General features: G+C 38.7%; 10 protein-coding genes. 7 read left to right on the forward strand and 3 right to left on the reverse strand.

Going from position 1 to position 16,952, the window contains the following annotated elements; all coding sequences use genetic code 11:
* The first annotated feature begins 891 nt into the window (after positions 1 to 891).
* Complete coding sequence (locus PEDSA_RS08895) at positions 892 to 1,365, forward strand: ribonuclease H-like YkuK family protein (RefSeq protein WP_013632826.1); 474 nt, start codon at positions 892 to 894, stop codon at positions 1,363 to 1,365.
* 1,503 nt (positions 1,366 to 2,868) lie between these two features.
* Here PEDSA_RS08895 and PEDSA_RS08900 read toward each other — a convergent pair.
* On the reverse strand, positions 2,869 to 3,819 hold the full coding sequence (locus tag PEDSA_RS08900; RefSeq protein ID WP_013632827.1) for a TIGR01212 family radical SAM protein: 951 nt from the start codon (positions 3,817 to 3,819) through the stop codon (positions 2,869 to 2,871).
* A 64-nt stretch (positions 3,820 to 3,883) separates the two neighbouring features.
* Between PEDSA_RS08900 and corA the strand changes: the two genes are divergently transcribed.
* Both corA and PEDSA_RS08910 read left to right on the forward strand, forming a co-directional pair.
* A complete protein-coding gene (gene corA, locus PEDSA_RS08905; protein WP_013632828.1) occupies positions 3,884 to 4,837 on the forward strand; it encodes a magnesium/cobalt transporter CorA in 954 nt (317 codons plus the stop codon).
* Between the two features lie 97 nt (positions 4,838 to 4,934).
* Positions 4,935 to 6,152: a porin gene (locus PEDSA_RS08910; protein ID WP_013632829.1), complete on the forward strand. Its 1,218-nt coding sequence runs from the start codon at positions 4,935 to 4,937 to the stop codon at positions 6,150 to 6,152.
* A gap of 133 nt (positions 6,153 to 6,285) precedes the next feature.
* Here the strand turns inward: PEDSA_RS08910 and PEDSA_RS08915 are convergent, their stop codons facing one another.
* Entirely contained in the window at positions 6,286 to 8,829 is a 2,544-nt protein-coding gene (locus PEDSA_RS08915; protein ID WP_013632830.1) for an ATP-dependent Clp protease ATP-binding subunit, read from the reverse strand.
* Between the two features lie 190 nt (positions 8,830 to 9,019).
* Between PEDSA_RS08915 and ettA the strand changes: the two genes are divergently transcribed.
* The 4 genes from ettA (at position 9,020) to nagA (ending at position 14,585) form a co-directional block, all read left to right on the forward strand.
* Positions 9,020 to 10,699: an energy-dependent translational throttle protein EttA gene (gene ettA, locus PEDSA_RS08920; protein WP_013632832.1), complete on the forward strand. Its 1,680-nt coding sequence runs from the start codon at positions 9,020 to 9,022 to the stop codon at positions 10,697 to 10,699.
* Between the two features lie 214 nt (positions 10,700 to 10,913).
* Positions 10,914 to 11,897: an aldo/keto reductase gene (locus PEDSA_RS08925; RefSeq protein ID WP_013632833.1), complete on the forward strand. Its 984-nt coding sequence runs from the start codon at positions 10,914 to 10,916 to the stop codon at positions 11,895 to 11,897.
* 174 nt (positions 11,898 to 12,071) lie between these two features.
* Positions 12,072 to 13,385, forward strand: coding sequence for a sugar MFS transporter (locus PEDSA_RS08930; protein WP_013632834.1), 1,314 nt, complete (start codon positions 12,072 to 12,074; stop codon positions 13,383 to 13,385).
* Between the two features lie 6 nt (positions 13,386 to 13,391).
* Positions 13,392 to 14,585, forward strand: a complete 1,194-nt coding sequence (nagA, locus tag PEDSA_RS08935) for an N-acetylglucosamine-6-phosphate deacetylase (protein WP_013632835.1) — start codon at positions 13,392 to 13,394, stop codon at positions 14,583 to 14,585.
* 236 nt (positions 14,586 to 14,821) lie between these two features.
* Here the strand turns inward: nagA and PEDSA_RS08940 are convergent, their stop codons facing one another.
* Entirely contained in the window at positions 14,822 to 16,024 is a 1,203-nt protein-coding gene (locus PEDSA_RS08940; RefSeq protein ID WP_013632836.1) for a Gfo/Idh/MocA family protein, read from the reverse strand.
* Positions 16,025 to 16,952 lie beyond the last annotated feature (928 nt).

Genomic DNA, 16,952 nt, shown 5'->3' on the forward strand with positions numbered 1-16,952 from the left:
CCTTTGTTCAGAAACAACTAAAAGAATTATCCTAAAAAACGGGATTTGTCCTTTTTTACTAAAAATGCGGAGCATTCTTGAGGGCAAAATAAAAACATAAAATACTTTCTAAAAAAAGAACCAGGCCCGTCTGGATCCCGAAACGAGTTCGGGACAAGCTAATGAAGACGGAAAGCCTTGAGCAATAGAAAAGAAAAAGGTAAAACAATGAAATATTGACAGCAGAAGTCATTAACACAGAGATCCCTGCCGGCCGATACAAAACAGAGCTAAAGCAGGCGGGCTTCAACTACGCTCAGGATGACAGCATAGAGATGAGACAACGAAGATTAATTCACAGAACCATCCCCAAGAGCACCTATGACATTATAAGATTTGGAGACCCTGCCCCGACTTTACGTCGGGAGTAATCAGATAAATCTTTGTGCGCAAACAGCAAATAACCAACAACCAAGCAATCCAATGTGCTGCAAAAAGCATCACAAAGCAATGACATTCGCACATATCCGGATTACACTGATTAAAGATTTATTCAGATGGAGCGACAAATGTTATACGCCACGGCTTTTTTGGATACTTTTTCAGCTGAAGGAAAAATGCTTCAGCATTCTTGAAGGCCAAACAGAAATATAAAGGCCTTCTGAAAAAAGTTTCTAGGCCAGCCGCCGGCCATGAGGCGGACTAACTTTCATGCTTTGTATCACACCACTATAACAGCACATTCCAAATTCCCTAAACTTATTTTTCTTTTTATAAAAAAACAGCAAACCGACTGATAATCTATATGTTAATAAAAACACGCATGTTAACAAATAAATAACAACAAAACAACAAACTATTGATTTACAAAACCTTACATTTATATAGCTTTTCATCTTAAACAACAACAATATGAGTTGGAGAAAATTCAGTGGAGAAAAGATCAATCTGCCCATAACAACAGAAGTAGAAACGGCTATAAAAAAAGAAAATGAAAAAGGTAACAAACTCAAAGTTTGTATAGGCACAGACTCACAGGTAAAAGGTTCAACTATTCATTTTGCAACGGCAATAGTTTTTTTACGCGAGCACAAAGGTGGATTCATGTATATCAACCAGGACAGATATACCATGAAAATGGGAATAAAAGAACGCATGCTGGCAGAAGTTCAGAAATCTATAGAAACAGCTTATGCACTATGTGATTTATTAGACACCTACAATGTAGAACTTGAAGTACATGCCGATATCAACACAAGCCCTCAATTCAAATCAAACGCAGCTTTACACGAAGCGATGGGTTACATTTTAAGCATGGGATTTGTATTCAAGGCAAAACCCGAAGCTTTTGCCAGCTCTACCTGCGCCAATAAACTGGTGCAGTAGTGATAAAAACATTAACATTCACACATATCCGGATTGCACCAATTAAAGATTTATTCAGATGGAACGACAAAGATTATACGGCCTAAGCATTTTGGTCCTTTTTTGCTCAAAAAGGACTAGGCCTGTCTGGCCATTGAAGACGGAAAGCCTTGTGCATAAGAAAATATCAATGCAACACTTTACCTGTGAGGTCCCTGCCAGCCGATACAAGACAGAGCTAAGGCAGGTGGGCTTCGGCTGTCCTCAGGATGACGAGGTCAGAGTAAATGCAATACACTCCAGCCAACTAAAAATCCACAAGAACGCCCACGGCATTTTAAGATTTGGATAGCCTGTCCCGACTTTACGTCGGGAGTAATCAGATAAATATTTGTGTACAAACGACCAATAAGCAAATCCAAGCAATCCAATGTGCTCCAAAAAGTGACATAAAGCAGTAACATTCACACATATCCGGATTGCACCAATTAAAGATTTATTTAGATGGAGCGACAAAGATTATACGGCCTAAGCACTTTGGAACGAGTCATGAAGTGAAATGACCATTTTTAGATGGACACTGCAAATTCATTATTCTTTTGATAGTGCGAATCTGGCATTATAAGATTTGGAAGAGGAATCGGATAAATCTTTGTGCACAAACAGCAAATAACCACTAACCTAGCAATCCAATGTGCTGCAAAAAGTAACATAAAGCAGTAACATTCACACATATCCGGATTGCACCAATTAAAGATTTATTCAGATGGAACGACAAAGATTATACGGCCTAAGCATTTTGGTCCTTTTTTGCTCAAAAAGGACTAGGCCTGTCTGGCCATTGAAGACGGAAAGCCTTGTGCATAAGAAAATATCAATGCAACACTTTACCTGTGAGGTCCCTGCCAGCCGATACAAGACAGAGCTAAGGCAGGCGGGCTTCGGCTGTCCTCAGGATGACGAGGCCAGAGTAAATGCAGTACACTCCAGCCAACTAAAAATCCACAAGAACGCCCACGGCATGATAAGATTTGGAGTCCCTGTCCCGACTTTACGTCGGGAGTAATCAGATAAATATTTGTGTACAAACGACCAATAAGCAAATCCAAGCAATCCAATGTGCTCCAAAAAGTGACATAAAGCAGTAACATTCACACATATCCGGATTGCACCAATTAAAGATTTATTTAGATGGAGCGACAAAGATTATACGGCCTAAGCATTTTGGTCCTTTTTTGCTCAAAAAGGACTAGGCCCGTCTGGCTCCCGAAGCGAGTTCAGGACAAGCTAATGAAGACGGAAAGCCTTGTGCAAGGGGAAAGAAAAGAGTAAAACAATGGAATATTGACGACAGAAGTCTTTAACACAGAGGTCCCTGCCGGCCGACATAAGTACATAGCTAAGGCAGGTGGGCTTCGGCTGTCTTCAACATAAATACTACCCCAAAAAAAGAATTAAACTGACGGAAATCCTTAAGAAAAAGAAAAAATATATACCAAGAAAAATTAACCCCTCACAACAACGCTACACAAACTCCCTATACCTTGCCCCTTGCACAACCCCTCTCCGCTCAATTTCAGAATCCATATAATTTTGTATCTGCGATTTTTTCAATCCCCAATTAGGAGCAATCAGCATATCCAGATCAGACAAACCAAACAATCTCTGAATCACAATATCCTCACGAACCAAAGGCAATAGCTCACAAATAAAATCCGTATATTCTTCCAGAGAAAACAATTTGAATGGATCCTTTTTGTACTTAACCCCCATGATAGAACCTTCAACAATATGCAGGTGATGAAATTTAACAAATTTTATTTGTTTAAATCTATTAATCTCATCCGCGTAACGCAGCATCATATCCTTGGTTTCTCCTGGTAAACCAAAAATAGTATGTACACAAATATCTAACTTAGAGTTCTCCAGCATATCCATAGTCGAAATAAACTCGTCATGCGAACAACCTCTGTTTATTTGAGATAAAGTTTCATTATAAATAGATTCCATTCCCATTTCCAGATCAACAACCAATCTATCCGTGTAACTTTCCAACAAAGCTATCTTTTCAAAATCCAGACAATCCGGACGGGTACCAACAGAAAGCCCAACAACATCTGCGGGATTTACATTAAGCGCCTCGTCATATAAAGTTTTCAGGTAGTGTGCCGGGGCGTAAGTATTAGTATTAGGCTGAAAATAAATAATAAACTTCTCGGCTTTATAATTCTTCATTGCCCGTTCCATACCGAATTCAATCTGCTCCTTCATAGACTCCATAGTCCTCGATGCAGGAGTAAACGAATCTACATTACAGTATGTACATCCGCCATAACCCTTGGAACCATCCCTATTCGGACAAGTAAATCCACCATCAACAATTACCTTATAAACCTTCTTACCATCGAACTTATCTTTCAGATAAGCGCCGTAATAATTGTAATTTTTCTCACCGAACGCCAAAGATTTTTCCACCTTAAAATTTAAAATTTATTTTTGCAAAGATAAGAAATGATATTTCAATCTCTATCTTGCACTTATGCTTAGAATCTACTACAAAAAAAACACGCGCTTAGCCAAAGAAACAGACATAGATCTTTTAAGGGAAATACCTATTGAAAGTCTGATTTGGGTAGATCTGCAGAATCCTACGATTGAGGAAAAAGTGACTATAGAGACTTATTTCGACATCAAATACTCGTCTGAAGAAGAAACGCAGGAAATTGAAAGCTCGTCGCGTTTCAGTGAACTTGACAATGAAATCATCATCAATTCTAGTTTTTTGTCAGTCAGACAGCATGGCTTCGAGTATTGCCCGGTATCTATGATTTTGGAGAAAGGAATCCTATTTACCTACAGAGATGATGATATCAAAACCTTTAGTGAGTCGGTAAAGAAAATAAAATCCAACCCGACCTCTTATACCAACGGTTACCAGATATTATGTACTTTACTCGAAATTTGTATCGATCAGGATGCGGACCTTATAGAAAATATTGCCAAGGAAATTTCTGAGCTTAACAAAATATTAAAGGCGACCAACGAAAAAGTAGATGAGCAGGATTTATTGAAAATATCTTCCCTTCAAAATGACAACATGTTATTGCGGGAAAATATTATAGATAAGCAAAGGATGGTCTCTGCCCTGCTTAAATCTAATTCCTTTCCCTATGATAAGATTGATCTGTTAAGAATTATGATTAAGGATATCAGCTCCCTTTTAGAACATAATAAATTTGCCTTCGAACGTCTCGAATTCCTTCAGGACACCTTCATGGGTTTGATCAATATTGAACAGAACAGAATCATTAAGATCTTCACAGTTGCTACAGTTGCATTTATGCCACCAACATTAATTGCGAGCATTTACGGCATGAACTTTACGAATATGCCTGAATTAAATTGGAAGTATGGCTATGGCACCGCAATTTTGTTAATGTTGATTTCATCTTTTGGAACCATAATTTACTTCAAAAAGAAGAAATGGCTGTAGACCAATAATTAATATTTTGTTAACACAAACTTAACATTCAAAGAATTCTTATTCATAGTTTTGCATCAATTTAACATTGGTTACACATTAACTTAACATGAATAAAAGAATCGCGATTTTTTTCTTAACATTTGCTACGATATTCTTTTCCCATGCTGCTTTTTCGGAAACAGCAGATTCTTTAAAACAAAATAGTTTGGGAAACCGTAAATGGTTTGAAGTTATTTCTTTGAGAGGTTATGGACAAGTTCGCTATAACAGATTGTTGGAAACTAATGAAAAATTAGGCTGCGATCAGTGCGACAAATCCTGGGGAAATGACGGAGGTCTTTTCATTCGACGACTAAGATTAGTTTTTTATGGATGGGTAAATGAACGTATCTACTTCTACGTTCAACCGGATTTCGCCAGTTCCTCTGGCTCTACCTTAAACTATCTGCAACTTAGAGATGCGTTTGTAGATTTGGGTATAGATAAAGAAAACATATTCAGAGTAAGAATAGGACAAAGTAAAGTCCCTTATGGTTTTGAAAACGCGCAGTCGAGCCAGAACAGATTGACAATAGACAGAGCTGACGGCACAAACAGTGCTTTTGTAAACGAAAGAGATTTAGGCGTTTTTATTTACTGGACTCCTAAAATCGTTCAGGAAAGATTCGAAACCATCAGTACACTTAAATTAAAAGGCTCTGGGAATTTCGGTATGGCAGGATTTGGTTTCTTCAACGGACAGGGAGCAAACAAGGCCGACCTTAATAAAAAGCAGCATATCGTAGGCCGTTTCACCTATCCCCTGCTTTTCGGCAAACAATTTATAGAGCCAGGAATACAGGCTTATACAGGAGATTTCACTATGCCTTCTGATTTATTAAGCAATGGGGTAAAAACCAATTTAGACAAGACCTACAAAGACGAAAGAATTGGGGCAACTCTGGTAATTTACCCTCAACCAATAGGTATCCAGGCAGAATACAATATTGGTAAAGGCCCACAATACAACAAACAAACAGATTCTATAGAAGTAAGAAATCTAAAAGGCGGTTATATTACTTTAAATGCCAAAGCCAATATTGGTAAGGACTTAATTTATCCTTACTTCAAGTATAATTATTACGATGGAGGTAAGAAATTTGAAAAGGATGCAAGAAGCTATTTAGTAAAAGAATTTGAGACGGGGATAGAATGGCAACCTAACAAGTTTTTAGAACTGGTTGTAGCTTACACCATTTCAGATCGCACTTACGAAGATTTTGTTTTAAGAAATAACCGACAAAAAGGAAATTTACTGCGTATCCAAGCACAATTTAATTTCTAGACAACAGATAGATTCACAATAATAACATTGTCGTTTGAGAGATATTGTGACTATGAACTATTGACTATTGAAATTGAACTAATAAAACACAAAAAGGGCGCCTTCATCATTAAAGCGCCCTTTTCTCATTTATTTATTCGCCACTTTCCTTTTCCTCTTCTTTTTTCTTATTCTTCTTAGCAGCTTTAGAACTTACCTTTATTTCATCTTTACTTTTATCGTAATCCACTTCTATCGAATCACCTTCGTTCAGTTCACCTTTCAAAATCTCCTCAGCAATCGGATCTTCAAGGAACTTCTGAATGGCTCTTTTCAATGGACGGGCACCAAAACTGGAATCAAAACCTTTCTCGGCAATGTATTCTTTAGCAGCTTCTGTAAGATTAACTTTGTAACCTAAACCTTGTACTCTTCCGAAAAGCGCTTTCAGTTCGATATCGATAATTTTGAAGATTTCTTCTTTTTCCAAAGAATTAAATACAATCACATCATCTATCCTGTTCAAAAACTCTGGAGCAAAAGCTCTTTTCAAAGCAGTTTCAATAACTGTTTTATTATGATCCTCAGCCTGTGATGTTCTTGCAGAAGTAGCAAAACCTACACCTTGGCCAAATTCTTTCAATTGTCTTGCACCAATATTAGAAGTCATAATGATGATCGTATTTCTAAAATCAACTTTTCTGCCTAACGAGTCTGTCAGCTGACCTTCATCTAACACTTGCAATAGGATATTGAATACATCCGGATGCGCTTTTTCAATCTCATCGAGTAAGACTACTGCATAAGGCTTTCTTCTAACTTTTTCAGTTAATTGTCCACCTTCTTCATAACCAACATATCCTGGAGGCGCACCAACTAGTCTTGAAACCGCGAATTTCTCCATATACTCGCTCATGTCGATTTGAATCAAAGCGTCATCTGCATCGAACATGAAACGGGCAAGCTCCTTAGCCAATTCTGTTTTACCAACACCTGTTGGACCTAAGAATATGAAAGAACCAATTGGTTTCTTAGGATCTTTCAGACCTGCTCTGGTACGTTGGATAGCTTTACTCAGTTTCTTGATAGCCTCATCCTGACCAATGATTTTCTCGTTGATCTTGTCAAACATACCCAATAACTTTTGGCTATCTGTTTGTCCAACTTTTTGTAACGGAATACCGGTCATCATAGAAACAACCTCCGCCACATTATCTTCAGTTACCGTATATCTTTTAGATTTCGTTTCCGCTTCCCAGTCAGATTTCGCTTTCTCTAATTCTTCGATAAGATTCTTCTCAGTATCACGAAGTTTAGCAGCTTCCTCATATTTCTGGCTACGAACAACCTTATTCTTCTCAACCTTAACATCTTCTATCTTCTGCTCGATTTCGATGATATTCTGAGGAACATGAATGTTCGTTAAATGCACACGAGAACCAGCTTCGTCTAAGGCATCTATCGCTTTATCCGGTAAAAATCTGTCTGTAATGTATCTAGTTGTCAAATTCACACAAGCCTGAATTGCTTCATCTGTGTAATTTACTCCATGGTGCTCTTCGTACTTATCTTTAATTCTGTTTAAAATCTCAACCGTTTCATCAGGTGTTGCTGGCTCAATCATCACCTTTTGGAAACGGCGATCCAAAGCCCCGTCCTTTTCGATAAACTGACGATATTCATCTAAAGTGGTTGCACCTATACATTGTATTTCTCCCCTGGCCAAAGCCGGTTTAAACATATTTGATGCATCTAAAGAGCCAGAAGCTCCACCTGCTCCAACTATAGTGTGAATCTCATCGATAAACAAAATCACATCCGGAGATTTCTCGAGTTCGTTCATTACCGCCTTCATACGTTCTTCAAACTGACCACGGTATTTTGTACCGGCAACCAGCGATGCAAGATCCAGAGTTACCACACGCTTGTTAAACAACACACGGGAAACTTTACGTTGAACAATACGCAAGGCCAATCCCTCTGCAATGGCAGACTTACCAACTCCCGGTTCTCCAATTAAAATTGGATTATTCTTTTTCCTGCGGGATAAGATCTGCGAAACCCTTTCAATCTCCTTCTCGCGACCAACGATGGGGTCTAACTTACCGTCTTCAGCCATTTTGGTTAAATCTCTACCAAAATTATCTAAAACCGGAGTTTTGGATTTGATATCCGAAACTTTCTTCGGTTGAGAAAAAGATTCCTCCTCTCTATACTCATCATCACCACTAGCTGTTGAGTTGGAAGGTTCATCTCTGAAATTTCCTTTATTCAACTCAACCTCAGATTTAATGACTTCGTAATTCAGATCGAACTGCGCCAATATCTGCGAAGCAATATTATCTTCTTCTCGCAGGATAGAAAGCAATAAATGCTCTGTACCTATCACATCACTTTTAAAGATTTTTGCTTCTAAATAGGTTATCTTCAATACTTTTTCGGCTTGTTTAGTCAACGGAATATTACCCAAATTAACGGTAATACCAGAAGTGCCTTTAACAGCATCTTCTACTGCTTTTCTAAGCTTTGTAGTATCAACACCCAAAGATTTTAAAATCTTTATCGCTACACCATCTCCTTCTCTGATCAATCCAAGTAACAAGTGTTCAGTACCAATATAATCGTGACCCAATCTTAAAGCTTCTTCTCGACTGTAGGAAATCACGTCTTTTACTCTGGGCGAAAATTTAGCTTCCATTATTATACCTTTCTTCTAAGTGTTGAACGCTCTAATGTATCAATTTGTTCTTAATAGCAAAGCGCCCTTATTAAAGTATTTATCAACAATACGTCCAAAAATCAAAAATCTGCTATACGTTGTACCAATTAAATAAAATTTACCCATTTGTGACTTAATTATCGATATTTGAAGATTAAATCAAGAAACAATGTCAGACGAGAAAATCATCTTTTCAATGGCTGGTGTAAATAAGATTTACCCACCTCAGAAACAGGTTTTAAAGAATATTTATTTATCATTTTTTTACGGTGCCAAGATCGGTGTCATCGGTCTTAACGGCTCAGGGAAATCATCTTTATTAAAAATTATTGCTGGTTTAGACAAATCTTATCAGGGAGAAGTGGTGTTTTCTCCGGGTTATTCTGTAGGCTATTTAGCTCAGGAGCCGGAACTTGACAATACCAAGACAGTAAAAGAAGTTGTTGAAGAAGGGGCTAAAGAAATAGTTGACATCTTAAAAGAGTACGAAGAAATTAACGAAAAGTTTGGCCTGCCCGAAGTTTATGAAGATGCTGATGCAATGGATAAACTGATGACGAGACAGGGAGAGCTTCAGGATAAAATTGATGCAGTGAATGCATGGGAACTGGATTCTAAACTTGAAAGGGCTATGGACGCATTACGTTGTCCAGAACCAGACACTAAAATAGCCACTTTGTCAGGTGGTGAACGCAGACGTGTGGCATTATGTCGCCTTTTAATTCAACAACCTGATGTATTGTTGTTGGACGAGCCCACCAACCACTTGGATGCGGAATCGATAGATTGGTTGGAACTGCACTTACAACAATACCCGGGAACAGTAATAGCTGTAACCCACGACAGGTATTTCCTGGATAACGTTGCCGGATGGATTTTAGAACTGGACCGTGGCGAAGGTATTCCATGGAAAGGGAACTATTCTTCCTGGTTAGAACAAAAAGCAAAACGCCTGTCTCAGGAAGAAAAAACGGAAAGCAAGCGCCAGAAAACATTAGAACGCGAATTGGAATGGGTAAGAATGGCACCTAAAGCTCGTCACGCAAAATCGAAAGCGCGTTTAAGCAATTACGAAAAACTGGCATCAGAAGAAACAAAAGAAAGGGAAGAAAAACTGGAGCTCTTTATCCCTCCAGGTCCACGATTAGGAAATGTAGTTATCGAAGCTACTGGAGTGTCCAAAGCTTATGGAGATAAAGTTCTTTTCGACAATTTGACTTTTTCTTTACCGCCTGCCGGCATCGTAGGAATTATCGGCCCGAATGGTGCAGGAAAAACCACACTCTTCAGATTAATTACTGGTCAGGAACAACCTGATTCTGGAACATTTAGAGTCGGAGAAACTGTAAAACTGGGGTATGTAGACCAAATGCATCACGATTTGGATCCTGAAAAATCGGTATGGGAGAACATCACCGGCGGACACGAGACTATGATTTTAGGAAATCGTTCGGTAAACTCGAGAGCCTATGTTTCCAAATTCAATTTCAATGGCGCCGATCAGCAGAAAAAAATTAGTGTATTATCTGGCGGTGAAAGAAACAGAGCGCATTTAGCGATTACTTTAAAAGAAGGTTCTAATGTATTATTATTGGATGAACCTACCAATGATATCGACGTAAATACATTACGGGCTCTGGAAGAAGCCTTAGAAAACTTTGGAGGCTGTGCGGTAATCATTTCCCACGACCGTTGGTTTTTAGACCGTATTTGTACACATATTATGGCTTTTGAGGGCGATTCGCAGGTTTACTTTTTCGAAGGTAATTACACCGAATACGAAGAGAACCGTAAAAAACGCCTGGGAGATGTTGCCCCTAAAAGAATCAAGTATAAAAAATTGGCATAGTTGCCTAAATAAATTTATCACCGGAGTACCTGAAAGTGTTCTTTTCCAGGTACTCCCTTTAAATGATCTTTCAGAAAGGACAAACAAGAACATACCCGCCACTTTTCCACTTTCTACTTTTTACTTTTTACTTCATCCGACTCTCCCGAATGCTTAACATTACCCAAAAACTTATCTTTTGATTTTCTAACTTTGAGTTTAGATTTTATGCGACATGAATTATAGATTATTAGGTAAGACCGGTTTTAACATATCTGAAGTTAGCCTGGGTACATGGCAGGTTGGCGGTAAGTGGGGAGAAAAATTCGACCATTCTAATGCCGAAAAAATACTGAATTCCGCCATTGATAATGGAATCAATTTTATTGATACTGCTGATGTTTACGGTGATGGAGAGAGTGAAAAAGCCGTTGGAAATGTAGTAAGATCCAGATCGGAAGAAATTTTTGTTGCAACAAAATGCGGAAGAAAGTTCTCTCCACATATCAACGAATCTTATACTGTAGAAGCGCTGCGCAAATGTGTCGAATACTCACTCGCAAATATGAAATTGGATGTAATTGATCTTATTCAGTTGCATTGCCCACCAACTGAGGTCTTCTATAGAGACGAAATCTTCGAGCTTTTTGACAGATTGAAAGACGAAGGAAAAATCAGAAACCTGGGCGTAAGTATCGAAAAGGTATCAGAAGGGTTGCAGGCGATGAAATACGAGAATGTTACGTCAATTCAATTTATCTTCAATATGTTCAGACAGAAACCTATTGATGAATTATTTGCTGCAGTGAAAGCCAATAACGTAGGTTTAATTGCCCGTGTACCATTAGCCAGTGGATTATTAACGGGAAAATTCTCAGAAACCACTAATTTCGGTAAAGATGACCATCGTTTTTTCAACAGGAATGGAGAAGCCTTTGATAAGGGTGAAACATTTTCTGGTGTAGATTATCAACTAGGATTAGAGGCCGTTAACGATTTAAAATCTATTTTCCCTGGTCAGGAACTGGCTCTGGTAGCGTTAAAATGGATTTTACAGTTTAATGAAATCAGCTGCGTTATACCAGGCGCTTCTACTCCTGCCCAAATTGAAAACAACCTGAAGGTAGAACAGATAAGCGACCTCACCGAAGATCAAATGCAGGCTGTTAAAGCAGTTTACGAAAATAAAATCAAAAAATACGTTCATCATCTCTGGTAAAACCGAGAGTAATAAGAAGCCATCAAAAAAGTGTTCTTTAAACAATCTCTATCTATATAAATAACACATAAATTGAGAACGCTATCGAGAACGTTCTCATTCATTTTTATAGCCTAAAGCTATAATTAACACGCTTATTTAGATAGTTTAGCTTCTACAACCTAAGTCAATATTATGCAGGCAGTAGAAGCTAATTATTTAAGTAAGAGAGACACTACTATTTCAATTCTAATTATTGGATTGTTATTCTTTATTTTCGGTTTTGTGTCATGGGTAAATGCTATCTTGATTCCCTATTTCAAAATCGCATGCGAATTAACCAATTTTCAATCGTACCTGGTGGCGTTCGCTTTTTATATTTCCTATTTCGTGGTATCCGTTCCATCATCCTACTTACTAAAATCTGTTGGTTTTAAAAAAGGAATGATGATTGGCTTCTGGATTATGGCCATTGGCGCATTTATATTTGTTCCCGCAGCCTATACCCGGACCTATGAAGTCTTCCTCCTTGGATTATTTTCTCTGGGCGCCGGTTTAGCTATTTTACAAACTGCAGCAAACCCTTACATTACAGTTTTGGGTCCAAAAGAAAGAGCAGCCCAACGTATAAGCATTATGGGAATTTGCAATAAAGGTGCAGGTATTTTAGCCCCAATATTATTTGCCGCCGTTATTCTAAAGTCAACCGATGGAGAATTATTCAAGCAGATTCCATTAATGTCCAACGCAGAACGTGAGATCGTATTGAATGAATTAATAAGAAGGGTTATCCTTCCGTATTCTGTTGTGGGTACAGTACTGCTTGGCCTTGGAATATTCGTATTATATTCTCCTCTTCCAGAAATCAATACAGAAGCAGAAGATGCTACATTAGCCGAATCAAACTCTACCAAAACCAGTATTTTCCAATTCCCGCATTTAATTTTAGGAGCATTAGCGATTTTTCTGCATGTAGGTACACAAGTCGTAGCAATAGACACGATTATTGGCTATGCATCTTCTATGGGAATAGAACTTATGGAAGCGAAAACTTTCCCCTCCTACACACTTGGAGCTACCATTATCGGCTACATAATAGGTATTGTGACCATACCCCGTTTCATCAGTCAAAAAAATGCGCTAAGACTATGCACCGTTTTGGGTACATTGTTTACCTTGCTTATTATTTTTTCAAACGGGGAAGTGACCATACTTGGCCATACGACAGATGTTTCTATCTGGTTTGTGGTTTTACTTGGACTGGCTAACTCTTTAGTTTGGGCCGGCATCTGGCCTTTGGCTTTGGATGGATTAGGCAGATTTACAAAATTAGGAGCTTCTATTATGATTATGGGCTTATGCGGAAATGCGATTATCCCACTTTTTTATGGCCATTTTGCGGATATCCATAGTACAAGACAGGCTTATTGGGTATTGTTGCCATGTTATCTTTTTTTAGTATTTTATGCTATGCGTGGTTATAAACTAAAAAGGTGGACCATCAACTAATTGAATATGAGTAAATATTTAAAAATACATAATGGTGATATCATTACACCTTACAAAATCATTAAATCCGGCACAATTTTAATTAAGGGCAGTAAAATTATTGATATCCAGGCAGGAGATATTGATATTCCCGATTGTGAAAGTATAGATGCCGGTGGAAATTACATCTCACCAGGCTTTATAGATATCCACGTTCACGGCGGTGGCGGACATGATTTTATGGATGGCACTGCTGATGCATTCCTTAAAATTGCAGAAGCACATGCTAGATATGGCACCACTGCATTGTCTCCAACCACATTAACGAGCGAAAAAGAAGATCTTTTTAAAACACTGGATAATTATGAAGCTGCCAATAAAAGCAACTTAAAAGGTGCGCAATTTATTGGAATGCATCTGGAAGGGCCTTATTTTGCTATGAGCCAGCGTGGCGCTCAGGATCCTCGCTATATACGCAATCCGGATCCTGCTGAATATGAAGAAATTCTAAATTACTCTAAATCCATTAGCAGATGGAGCGCGGCACCGGAATTGAAAGGTGCAATAGAATTTGGACGATATCTGAAATCTAAAGGAATATTGGTTGCCCTTGCCCATACCGATGCGATTTATGAAGAAGCTCTGGAAGCTTTTGAAAATGGTTATTCACTGGCCACACATTTCTATTCGTCTATGTCTGGTGTTACCCGAAGAGATGCTTACAGGTATGCCGGAGTCGTTGAAGCAGGTTACTTGATTGATGAAATGGATGTAGAGATTATTGCCGATGGCATACATCTTCCTGCTCCCCTGCTAAAACTCATTTACAAGATAAAAGGCCCTGATAAAACCGCATTAATTACGGATGCTATGAGAGGTGCAGGAATGCCTGAAGGGGATAGTATCCTGGGAAGTTTGAAGAATGGTCTAAAAGTTATTATTGAAGGCGGAGTTGCCAAATTACCAGACAAAAGTTCTTTCGCCGGAAGTGTGGCAACTTTTGATAGATTGGTAAGGAACATGATTACGCTGGCCGATGTTCCATTGATAGAAGCTATCAGAATGGCTGCGACTACACCTGCCAGAATTATGGGGATAGCCGATAAAAAAGGTTCTTTAAATTTGGGTAAAGATGCTGATATCGTTTTGTTTGATAAAGACATTAATATCCAGCGGACTATTATTCAGGGGCGGGAGGTGTTCAACTCGCAAACCTCTTAAATCTTTCATCTGTTCGCTCTCATTGCCAAAATCCGTTTAATTGGCAATGGGGCGAATTTTATCTAAAGCACCAAAAGCTTAAAGAGAAATCACTAATAAACCATTTCAACTAACTCGCCGAAGGTGCCGAAAGCATTCACTTGGACATTCCTTCGGGAAACCAATGAACTATTCCAACCAATGAACTAACTTGCCGAAGGTTCCAAAGGAATCCATTAGGACACCCCTTCGGGGAATTAACTAACTCCATACTCATTTTTCCAGTATTGAAATGTCTGAGTGTCCATTGCCGCATTCGCCATATGTACAGCTATTGCACCATATTTACCAGCCTTAACATCAGCAAATGGCCTTTTATTCTCTCTGATACATTGAGCAAAATCTAATAATGCATAAGATGTTGGATCTCTTTTTTCGCTGTCCTGATATTCAAACTTCAGAGGAACTGCCTCTCCTTGTGTTGCATTTAAAAGTGTCGCTCCGGTAACTCCATCTACCGTACCGATCTGCTTTTTAACCGCCTCGGAATATAAAAACGCTTCATCTCTTTGAATCTGTAAGGTGGCCTTTGAACCCAAAATCCTTATCTCATATCCGTGATAAGCATTGGAAAGGATTGAAGATACATTTGCTTTTACTCCACCGGGATATTCGAAAATAGCTCTGACATTATCATAAGTTTCCCTACCATCTTTCCAAAAGTCAATCCCGCCTATTCCGGTTACTTTCTCGGGGTGAGAACCAGTCATCCAATTCACAATATCTATCTGGTGTCCGCATAGCTCAGCCATTAGCCCTCCCGAATATTCCTTATACATTCTCCAGTTTACCAAACGCTCAGTTCCGGGAGTTTTTACTGGAAATCTCCAGTCAGAATTACGATGATACTGACATTCAAAATGTGTCACCTCACCTAACCATTTATTATCGATCGCTTTTTTTACAGCATGGTATAATTGAAAATACCGGTACTGATGCCCTACCTGAAATATAAGTTTTGACCGATTTACCCTTTTCTCCAGATCTATTGCCTGCGGAATATCATAAGTCATCGACTTTTCCAGGTATACATGTTTTCCGGCATCTAAAGCATCAACAGCCATTGGATAATGAAGGTATAAAGGTGTTGCTACTATAACCGCGTCCACGTTCTTATCTTCCAGTAAACGTCTGTAATCTATATATTTTTGGGTGTTGGGTGGAGTATGCGTTAATATTCCGGTTAAATTATCAGGCATAATATCACAACAAGCTGTAACACTTAAACCCGGAAGCTTTTTTAATAGCTTAGCAATTCCGGTACCTCTTGTTCCTGCCCCAATAATTCCCAGACGTACAACATCGCCCGTTCCTGAAACAGCCGCAAAATTAGTATAAGGCAAAGCCATTGCTGAACTAACAAGTACCCCATTTTTTATAAACTTTCTTCTGGACAGCATAATCTGAATATTTGTTTTTCTCTAATTTAGAGAATTATAAGCCGTTTATCGCTATGCTTTTAGGAGATAAAAAGCGGAAACGTTCTCGAAATCCGTAAGATGTCGGAAGTCCGAAGCAGAGAGACTGAAGACCGAAGTTTGATAGATTAATAGCTAAGTGTACAAAGCTATACGAATGGACCTTAAAAAAAGCAGAAAACCTAATTTATCACTACTATCCATTCATCTTTTCCCCTTCTCCATGAGGGAGAAGGTGTCCAACGGACGGATGAGGGGCTTAATCTGTTCTATATTATAATCCTGACAATAGGAAGGATCTCTTTTAATCGTATTACTTTTTCCCTTTACACAGGGCTTTCCGTCCTCATTAGCTTGTCCCGAACTCGCTTCGGGAGCCGGACAGGGCCTAGTTCTTTCCCTTCAGCTGGAAAGAACCAAAGAGCCGTCGGCGAATAATCTTTGTTGCTTCATCTCAATCAATCTTTTGTGAATGCAATCTCCACACGTGTGTATGGTAGTGGTTTATTGTTGTTTATGCTCCACGTCAGATTGCGGTGGCAGTGCTTTATCTAGGATCTGCAAAAAGATTGATTGGATTACGCTGCCAAATCTTATTATGCCGAGTTCGTTCTATCAACGGAAGTATAAAATTTAAAAAGCCTGTATTTTATCACTACTATCCATTCATCTTTTCCCCTTCTCCATGAGGGAGAAGGTGTCCAAAGGACGGATGAGGGGGAATTTTCTCTTAATGGACGACAATTGGCACAAGCTGCTTACAGAGTACATTCTAATATACTAACGAACCAATTATCCAGCAAGACAGGCACTAACAACAAACCTACTAACAATTATTACGTCCACTTCGCCCTTGCGTATCAAATTAATATTTAATATTTTCACAACAATCAATTTTGATACGATCACT

This window comes from Pseudopedobacter saltans DSM 12145 (assembly GCF_000190735.1).
Taxonomy (GTDB): Bacteria; Bacteroidota; Bacteroidia; order Sphingobacteriales; family Sphingobacteriaceae; genus Pseudopedobacter; species Pseudopedobacter saltans.